Origin of the sequence: Sphingopyxis sp. (genome assembly GCF_036402335.1) — a bacterium.
Taxonomy (GTDB): Bacteria; Pseudomonadota; Alphaproteobacteria; order Sphingomonadales; family Sphingomonadaceae; genus Sphingopyxis.
In genome coordinates this window covers 1-8,512 of sequence record NZ_DASWTD010000574.1, presented here as the reverse complement: position 1 = coordinate 8,512, position 8,512 = coordinate 1, and the positions used below count along the sequence as shown (strand labels likewise).

The following is an 8,512-nucleotide window of genomic DNA, read 5'->3' as shown; positions in this document are numbered from 1 at the left end:
GGTGGAGTATCAGTAGTTAAAGGCGGAAAGCGATGAACGCTTTCCGCCCGGTTCAGCGCTATTGCCAACTGCTCCACAGCGCGTGCAGCCCAGTGATATCGCCGCTGCATAATTTCGGCATCGCTTCACGCAGCCGGTCTTCCGGCCAGTGCCACCACTGCATTTCCATGAGTTCCATGATATTACCGTCGTCGAAGCGCTTGCGGATCGGGTTTGCCGGATTTCCGCCCACGATCGTATAAGGTTCGACATCACGCGTTACGACAGCGCGCGTGCCGATGACGGCGCCGTCACCGATCCGGATACCGGGCATGACGATCGCCTCCGAACCGATCCAGACGTCGTGACCGATCACGGTGTCGCCGGCCGGGCGAAAACCGTTTTGCGCGCCATCGAATGCCGGAACCTCGGGCATCCAGAAAAAGGGAAAAGTGCTGACCCAGTCATTCCGGTGGCCCTGATTGCCTGCCATGATGAAGGCGGCGCCCGACCCGATCGAACAGAAGCTGCCGATAATCAGCTTGTCGGCGTCCTTGTCCGGAAGGATGAAACGGGCGCAATCGTCAAAACTGTGGCCGTGGTAATAGCCCGAATAATAGCTGAAACGGCCGAGCTCGATGTTCGGATGTGTAACCTGCCCGGTGAGCATTTTCCCCTTGAAGGGGCTTTCAAAGAAATTTTCCATTTTATGTACCTGTTGATGTCGCCGGCCCGATGGACGGGCGAAGGATGAAGGCGCTATCGATCGAAAGGCGCGGCGTGGTGGCGCGCCTTCGAGGTTCCTCGCGTCAGCGGCGCGGGAACCCGATGCAGGTGGTACACGGTGCGATCTTCATCGAAGCCAGGCTATATGGCTGTCGGGGGGATGGCAATATGCGGCAGCACAGGCGCGCCTCGGGAGGTCAGCGGCGAGACCCGAACAGCGCGGTGCCGACGCGGACGTGCGTCGCGCCCAGCATCACCGCGGTTTCGTAATCGCTGCTCATCCCCATCGAACGCAGCCGTAGCCCATGGCGTTCGGCGAGTTCGTCAAGCAGTGCGAAATAGGGTGCGGGTTCGATGTCCGCGGGGGGGATCGCCATCAGTCCGTCGATCGCCAGCCCGGCGTCATTGGCTTCCGCCAGCAGCGCGGGCAGGTCGCCGGTTGCGCAGCCGCCCTTCTGTTCCTCGTCGCCGATATTGACCTGGATGAACAGCTGCGGCCGCTTACCCGTCTTTTCGCAGGCCCTGGCGATGGCCTGGATCAGCGAGCTGCGATCGACCGAATGGATCGCATCGAACAGCCCAACCGCTTCCCCGGCCTTGTTCGATTGCAGCTGGCCGATCAGATGGAGCACGACATCGGGGGTTTCGGCGCGCAGGTCCGGCCATTTCGCCGCTGCTTCCTGTACGCGGTTCTCGCCGAAGTGGCGCTGTCCGGCGGCGATCAGCGGCCGGATCGCCTGCATGTCGTGCGTTTTCGACACCGCGATCAGCTGGATATCGCCCGCTGGCCGCTGCGCGCGCTGCGCCGCGTTCGCGATATTCGCCCGCACCTCTGCCAGCCGCTCTGCTGCTTCGCTCATCCTGTCGTCCGATCCCACGCGTTGCACCCTGTCGGCACGCGCCTATAGGAAGGGCGATGGTCCGACGCCACCCCCTGCCGAACATCTGGCTATTCAGCGACGAGCGCCTGGCCGTGGAGATGGCCGTGCTCGCGGCTTTGCTGCCGCCAGGCAGCGGCATCGTCCTGCGCAACGACAGCTTCGCGCCGGGTGCGCGTTGGCGGCTGTTGCGCCGGCTGATGCGGACCGCGCGGGTGCGGGGGCTGGTCGTACTGCTCGCCGGGGCGCCCGCACTGGCACGGCGCTGGGGCGCGGATGGCGTCCATCTTCGCCAGCATGACGCCGGTCGCGCGGCACAAGCGCGTCGTCTCGGTCTGCGTGTGACGATGCCGGTCCACGATGGGCAGGAGGCGCGCCGCGCGCGCCGGGCGCTTGGTGATGGTGTCTTCATCTCGCCGCTTCATCCAACCCGCTCGCACCCCGGTGCATCCGCACTCGGCCGCGCGGAGTGGCTGCGGCTGGCGCGATTGTCGGGAACACAGGCGATCGCGCTGGGCGGCATGACGCCGGCGCGGGCGCGCGCGCTGAACCGGACAAGCCGAATCAATCCCGGCTGGGCGGCGATCGATGCATGGGGGGAAAAAGCGGCGAAACGCCGGGCGTGTCAGAAGCGGAACGCGGTTCCGACATAGACCGCCTGGCTGTCGCGCCGCGAATCGGTCAGCGGTTCGACGCGGTCGTCGCTCTTGTAACGCACGCCTGCGGTGACATCGATATTCTTGGTCAGGCGATAGCTGCTGACGACATCGACGGCCTGGTCGCTGCCGGGCGCGGTGACGCGATCGGTTGCCCCGCTCGGGTCGCTCGGCCGGTTGATCATGCGCGTTGCGAACCGCGATTTCTTTTCATCCTGCTCGGGGGCTTTCGCGACCGGCAGGTTCCTGAGGTCGGTGCCGCGCGGCAGTGCCGGCGTGACGAATTTCTCGAAGCCGACCGAAGCGCCCAGATTATAGGCGACCGGCGTGATCGCAACCGGTGCGGTGCGGCCGGCGGCGAGGGCGCTCGTGCGTGCCGCGCTCGATGCGTCGTCGCGGGCGCGAATCACGACGGTGATTGCGCGGTTCTTGCGGCTTTCGTCGGTCAGCGCCGGGGTGAAACTGAAGCTGCCGTGCTGTTCGGCCGACATCTTGTTGTAACGCGCGATCAGCCGCTGATCGCCCGATGCGGGCGTGAACTGGCCAAGCAGGGTTTCGGAGAGCGTGGTGTCGCGGATATGGTCCGAGCGCGACATCGCGGCGAGCGCTGGCGGAAGCGCAAGCGAAGCCACCGCCAAAGCGGTGAGACCTGCTTTCCAAAAATGTCGCGACGTCCGCGCCATTGCTCTGCGACTCCATCCCCTGTCGATTCGGGAGATAAGGCCCCTGCAACGATATTGCCAGTGAATCCCATCATTTTATCGCAGCCATCCCGCTTTTGGACGAAATTGTTGCGCGATCGACACAGTTGGCCTCGAGTCTGACCAGAATCTGAACCGCGATGACGCGGAAATTGCCGCGCTTGCGGGTCGGCCGCAAGGGCGATAGAGACGCTGGCAATATCGTTATGCACGCCCGGTTTTCCTGTTCCGGCCGTGCCCAAGAGACAAGGTGTTATCGGCATGTTCCAGCTTTCCGTCCCTGCCAAGTCCGGCACCAGGTTCGGCCATCGTCCGGCCGCGCTCGCGCTGCTCGGGCTTGCGGCGCTTGGCCTTTCGGCCTGCGGTGGCAAGGAGCGGCCGCGCGCCGACCTCGCGGCAAGCCAGGTGACGACGATCGGCGTGAACAGCTATTTGTGGCGCGCCTCGCTCGATGCGCTGTCGTTCATGCCTTTGCTCCAAGCCGATTCGTCGGGCGGCGTCGTCATCACCGACTGGTATGCGAATCCGTCGAATCCGGGCGAGCGGATGAAGGTCACCGTATCGATCCTCGACCGCGACCTGCGCGCCGATGCATTGCGCGTCGCGGCGTCGCGTCAGGTTTCGCAGGGCGGCACCTGGGTCGATGCGCCGGTGCAGGCGGCGACGGTGCAGAAGCTCGAGGAAATCATCCTCACGCGCGCCCGCGACCTGCGTCGCGGCGCCTTCAAGGACTAATCAGCACGGCGCTGATTAGCGCCGGACAAGCAGACAACGGGGTAACCGACGAATGACCCGCGAACCGCGCTTTGGCGCCCTCGCCGCCGACGCCCGCTGGCAAAAGGCGTGGGAGGCGGCGAACAGCTTTGCCACGACCGACACGGCCGACAAGCCCAAGGCCTATATCCTCGAGATGTTCCCCTATCCGTCGGGGCGCATCCACATGGGCCATGTCCGCAACTATGCGATGGGCGACGTGCTCGCGCGCTTCAAGCGGATGACCGGCCACGATGTCCTCCACCCGATGGGCTGGGACGCGTTCGGCATGCCCGCCGAAAATGCCGCGATGGAAAAGGGCGTCCACCCTGGCGGCTGGACGCGCGACAATATCGCCGCGATGCGCGCGCAGTTGAAGCGGCTGGGCCTCGCGATCGACTGGAGCCGCGAACTCGCGACGTGCGAGCCCGACTATTACGGGCAGGAACAGGCGCTGTTCCTCGACCTGTTCGCCGCGGGGCTGGTCACGCGCAAGCACAGCTATGTCAACTGGGACCCTGTCGACATGACCGTGCTTGCGAACGAACAGGTGATCGACGGCCGCGGCTGGCGCTCGGGCGCGCTCGTCGAGAAGAAAAAGCTGTCGCAGTGGTTTTTGAAGATCACCGACTTTGCCGAGGAACTGCTTGAAGGGCTGGGAAGCCTCGAAAGCTGGCCCGACAAGGTGCGACTGATGCAGGAAAACTGGATCGGCAAGTCGCAGGGGCTCGAATTCAGCTTTAAACTGGCGGGCGGCGCGGCCGGCTTCGACGTCTTCACGACGCGCCCCGACACGCTCTACGGCGCAAGCTTCGCGGCGATTTCACCCGACCATCCGCTCGCCGAACGCCTCGCGAAGGATTCGCCCGAGCTGGCCGCGTTCATCGAGGAATGTCGCCGCCAGGGCACCGCCGCCGAGCAGATCGACACTGCCGAAAAGATGGGCTTCGACACCGGCATCGCGGTCGAGCACCCGCTCGACCCGAACTGGCACCTGCCAGTCTGGGTCGTGAACTATGTGCTGATGGATTATGGCACCGGCGCGATCTTCGGATGCCCCGCGCACGACCAGCGCGACCTCGACTTCGCGCATAAATACGAGCTGCCCGTCTACCGCGTGATCGCCGATGGCGACGAAACTGAACAGCATTTCACCGGGATCGAGGCGTACACCGGCCCGGGCAAGCTGGTGAACAGCCATTTCCTCGACGGCATGACGATCGAGGAAGCCAAGGCGGCCGTGATCGCGCGGTCGGAGCATGAGGGCTGGGGCAAGGGCACCACGGTGTGGCGCCTTCGCGACTGGGGCGTTTCGCGCCAGCGTTACTGGGGCACGCCGATCCCTTTCATCCATTGCGACACCTGCGGGCTGGTGCCGGTACCCAAGAGCCAGCTCCCCGTGGTGCTGCCCGAGAATGCCGATTTCTCGGTCCCCGGCAATCCGCTCGACCGTCATCCGACGTGGAAGCATGTCGCCTGCCCGAGCTGCGGCGGCGAGGCGGTGCGCGAGACCGACACACTCGACACCTTCGTCGATTCCAGCTGGTATTTCCTGCGCTTTGCCAGCGCGCCTTCGGACAGGCCCTTCGATCCCGAGGTGATCCGCCGCTGGCTGCCCGTCGATCAGTATATCGGCGGCATCGAACATGCGATCCTCCACCTGCTCTACGCGCGCTTCTGGACGCGCGCGCTGCAGAAAATGGGGATGATCGACATCGCCGAACCCTTCGCAAGCCTGTTCACGCAGGGCATGGTGACGCACGAAACCTATAGCCGTGTCCAGGGCGAAGGCCTGCCGCCGCTTTTCTTCACCCCCGACGAGATCGAACGTAGCGCTGATCGCGCGACGCTGGTCGCCGACGGCGCGCCCGTCGAGATCGGCCGTGTGATCAAGATGTCGAAGTCGAAGAAGAATGTCGTCGATCCCGACGCCATCCTCGACCAATATGGCGCCGATGCCGCGCGCTGGTTCATGCTCTCCGACAGCCCGCCCGAACGCGACCTGCCGTGGAGCGAGGCCGGCATCGAGGGCGCGTGGCGTTTCGTCCAGCGCCTGTGGCGGATATTTGGCGACACCGAAAATGTCGGCGACGGCAGCGAAGACAAGGCGCTCGCGCGCAAGCTGCACCAGGCGATCGCCGGGGTTGCCGCGGACATCGAATCGCTCGGCTTCAACAAGGCGGTCGCCAAGATCCACGCGCTCGCGAACGAGATCGAAAAGGCGCAGCCTTCGGCGACGCGCGCCGAGGCCTGCCGCACGCTGATCCTGCTCGTCGCACCGATGCTGCCGCATCTCGCCGAAGAGGCATGGGCGGCGCTTCCCGAAAGCCAGCGCACGACCGCGATGATCGCCGATGCCGCGTGGCCGGTCGCCGATCCGGCACTGCTCGTCGATGACGAGGTGACAATCGCGATCCAGATGGCGGGTAAGCTGCGCGATACAATGACGATCGCCAAGGGCCTCGACAGACAAGCGACCGAAGCTGCGGCGCTCGCGCGCCCGCGCATCGTCGAACTGCTCGCTGGCGCCGCGCCGAAGAAGGTGATTGTGGTCCCCGACCGTTTGGTGAATATCGTTCCCTGATATGCGCAACCTGCTCGTCTCCTCGCTCGTCGCCGCTTCGCTGATGCTCGGCGGCTGCGGGCTGCGCCCGTTGTACGCCAACGGCAGCAAGGGGGCGGTGGCAACGGTGCTCGCCGACGTCGATGTGGCGCCGATCGAAGGGCATAGCGGCTGGCTCGTCCGCAACGCGCTGCGCGACCGGCTTCAGGCGACGCAGGGCGGGAAGGGCGCGGGCAAGCGCCTGCGGCTCGACGTCCGGCTTGAGGATTCGATCACCGGTTTCGGCGTCCGCGCCGACGATGCGGTGACGCGCGAACGGCGCACGCTGCGCGCGCGCTACCAGCTCGTCGATGCGGCATCGGGCGAGGTCGTGCTCGACGCGACGGCCTTCTCGGACGCCGGGATCGATGTCGTCGGCAGCGAATATGCGACGATCGCCGCCGAATCCTCGGCGCTCGAACGCCTGGCCTCGGCGGTTGCCGACCAGATCGTCACGCGGCTTGCGGTCTTTGCGAACCGCGGCGGCGGCAGCCAAAGGCCGGCAACGGCGGTACCTGCGCCCGCCGGGCAATGAAGACGGCCAAACCGAACGACCTCGAGCGCCTCTCGCGCCTCGACCCCGCGGTTCGTTTCACCCTCCTGACCGGTCCCGACGAAGCGACGATGGAAGCCGTCGCGAGCCATTTGCTTGGTCTTGCAGGCAGGGACGCCGAACGGCTCGACCTGACCGGATCGCAGCTTTCGCAGGACCCGTCGCTGCTCGCTGCCGAGGCCGCGTCGATGTCGCTCTTTTCGCCGAGCCGGGTGATCAGGCTCGAACTGACGGGGAGCGGCGACGACAGCCTCGCCGCCGTCGAGGCGCTGCTCGCCGCCGAAACCGCAATCAACCCGGTGATTGCGACGGGCGCGTCGGTCACCGCCAAGTCGAAACTGATCAGGCTAGTCGAAGGTTCGAACCACGCCGTCGCCGCCATATGTTACCAGCCGGACCGGCGCGCGCTCGTCGGCATCGCGATGGCGGCCGGGCAGGAGCAGGGACTGCGGATCGCCAATGCCGAGGCACAGCTTCTGGTCGACCTCGTCTCGGGTGATCAGGCGCTGATGCGGCGCGAGATCGAGAAGATGGCGCTTTACCTCGACGCCGCGTCCGACCGGCAACGGCAGGTGACCGCGGCCGATATCGCGGCATTGGGTGCTGCGACGCACGAAGAGGATGTCAGCGAGTGCATCAATGTCGCGCTCGGCGGCAAGCTGCGCGAACTGCCCGAGATGCTCGCGACCGCGGCGGCGGTCGGCGTCGCCGAGATCCGCATCATCCGGGCGCTCGCGGTCCGTGCGACGGCGCTCGCGCGTCTGCGCGCCGAGGTCGACGGTGGCGCACACCCCGCTACCGTGGTGGCGGCGCGTACCAGTGGTATTTTCTGGAAAGAACGCGACGCGGTGACGGCGCAGCTCCACATCTGGGATTCGCTGCGCATCGCGCGGCTGATGAGCCGGTTGCTCGATTGCGAGCGCGCGCTCAAATCCTCGGGCACCGCGGGCGGCGTATTGTTCCGCAAGCTGATGACCGACATCGCCCATCAGGCGGCTCGCGCGCGGTAATTGTTCTACTGACCTGGAACGGGGCGCCCGCCCGCTCCCCCACCGCCAGAGGCAAAAAAGAACCGCCCGCTCACCGAAGCGAGCAGGCGGCTCCTGTACCCATTTTACGTGATCAGAATTTGCCGCGCAGCGTCACGCCATAGGTCCGCGGTTCGGCAAGGAACTGCGAGAAGATCTGGCGGCCGCCCGGATATTGCGGGTCGGCGAAGGCGGCGCCGGTCGAAGTGGCGCCTTCCTGGAACGGCGAGTTGAACGCGACCTGGGCATATTGCTTGTTGAAGATATTCTGCCCCCAGAATTCGAGGCCCCATTTTTCGTCAGGGCCGCGAATGCCGATACGCGCGTTGAAGATCGCATAACCGTCCTGCGCCTTTTGCGGGAACAGGTCCGACCCGGTGTTGTAGTCGCTCGTCATGCGGCCATCGAGATAGACGAGGCCGGTCAGCCCGCTGCTGCCGATATCGGGCGTCCATGCGACGCTGCCGGTCGCGACCAGTTCGGGCGCGTTCGACAGGTTGTTGCCCGGGAGCAGGCGCAGCGCCTGGTCGAGCGGAGCGCCCGAATCATTGCCCACCAGCTGATTGCGATATTTGGTTTTCGCATAGGTCAGGCCGGCGGTCATGCGGAAGCTGCGCGCCGGAACGAGCGAGGCTT

8 protein-coding genes and 1 pseudogene are annotated in these 8,512 nt (G+C 65.6%); 5 read left to right on the top strand and 4 right to left on the bottom strand.

Translation table 11 applies throughout. From position 1 onward, the window contains the following. Positions 1–58 precede the first annotated feature (58 nt). Both catB and VGD20_RS18605 read right to left on the bottom strand, forming a co-directional pair. Positions 59–685 carry a type B chloramphenicol O-acetyltransferase gene (gene catB, locus VGD20_RS18610; RefSeq protein ID WP_331135868.1) on the bottom strand — a complete coding sequence of 209 codons (627 nt, stop codon included), beginning with the start codon at positions 683–685 and terminating at the stop codon, positions 59–61. Positions 686–902: 217 nt separating this feature from the next. Beyond that, entirely contained in the window at positions 903–1,565 is a 663-nt protein-coding gene (locus VGD20_RS18605; RefSeq protein ID WP_331135867.1) for a YggS family pyridoxal phosphate-dependent enzyme, read from the bottom strand. Positions 1,566–1,621: 56 nt separating this feature from the next. Between VGD20_RS18605 and VGD20_RS18600 the strand changes: the two genes are divergently transcribed. Then, complete coding sequence (locus tag VGD20_RS18600; protein WP_331135866.1) at positions 1,622–2,236, top strand: thiamine phosphate synthase; 615 nt, start codon at positions 1,622–1,624, stop codon at positions 2,234–2,236. Here the strand turns inward: VGD20_RS18600 and VGD20_RS18595 are convergent. Further along, positions 2,209–2,871: a hypothetical protein gene (locus tag VGD20_RS18595; RefSeq protein WP_331135865.1), complete on the bottom strand. Its 663-nt coding sequence runs from the start codon at positions 2,869–2,871 to the stop codon at positions 2,209–2,211. The genes VGD20_RS18600 and VGD20_RS18595 overlap by 28 nt on opposite strands. Before the next feature lie 330 nt (positions 2,872–3,201). On the opposite strand from VGD20_RS18595, the gene VGD20_RS18590 reads away from it, so the two are divergent. From VGD20_RS18590 to holA, 4 genes are read left to right on the top strand one after another with little or no spacing between them, the layout of a single operon-like run. Continuing rightward, complete coding sequence (locus tag VGD20_RS18590) at positions 3,202–3,675, top strand: DUF3576 domain-containing protein (RefSeq protein ID WP_331135864.1); 474 nt, start codon at positions 3,202–3,204, stop codon at positions 3,673–3,675. Positions 3,676–3,727: 52 nt separating this feature from the next. Further along, a complete protein-coding gene (leuS, locus tag VGD20_RS18585) occupies positions 3,728–6,277 on the top strand; it encodes a leucine--tRNA ligase (RefSeq protein WP_331135863.1) in 2,550 nt (849 codons plus the stop codon). Between the two features lies 1 nt (position 6,278). Then, positions 6,279–6,830, top strand: a complete 552-nt coding sequence (gene lptE / locus VGD20_RS18580) for an LPS assembly lipoprotein LptE (protein ID WP_331135862.1) — start codon at positions 6,279–6,281, stop codon at positions 6,828–6,830. Further along, a complete protein-coding gene (gene holA / locus VGD20_RS18575) occupies positions 6,827–7,858 on the top strand; it encodes a DNA polymerase III subunit delta (RefSeq protein WP_331135861.1) in 1,032 nt (343 codons plus the stop codon). The genes lptE and holA overlap by 4 nt, the downstream gene beginning before the upstream one ends. Positions 7,859–7,970: 112 nt before the next feature. Here holA and VGD20_RS18570 read toward each other — a convergent pair. Next, positions 7,971–8,512, bottom strand: a pseudogene (locus tag VGD20_RS18570) (TonB-dependent receptor); the annotation flags it as partial.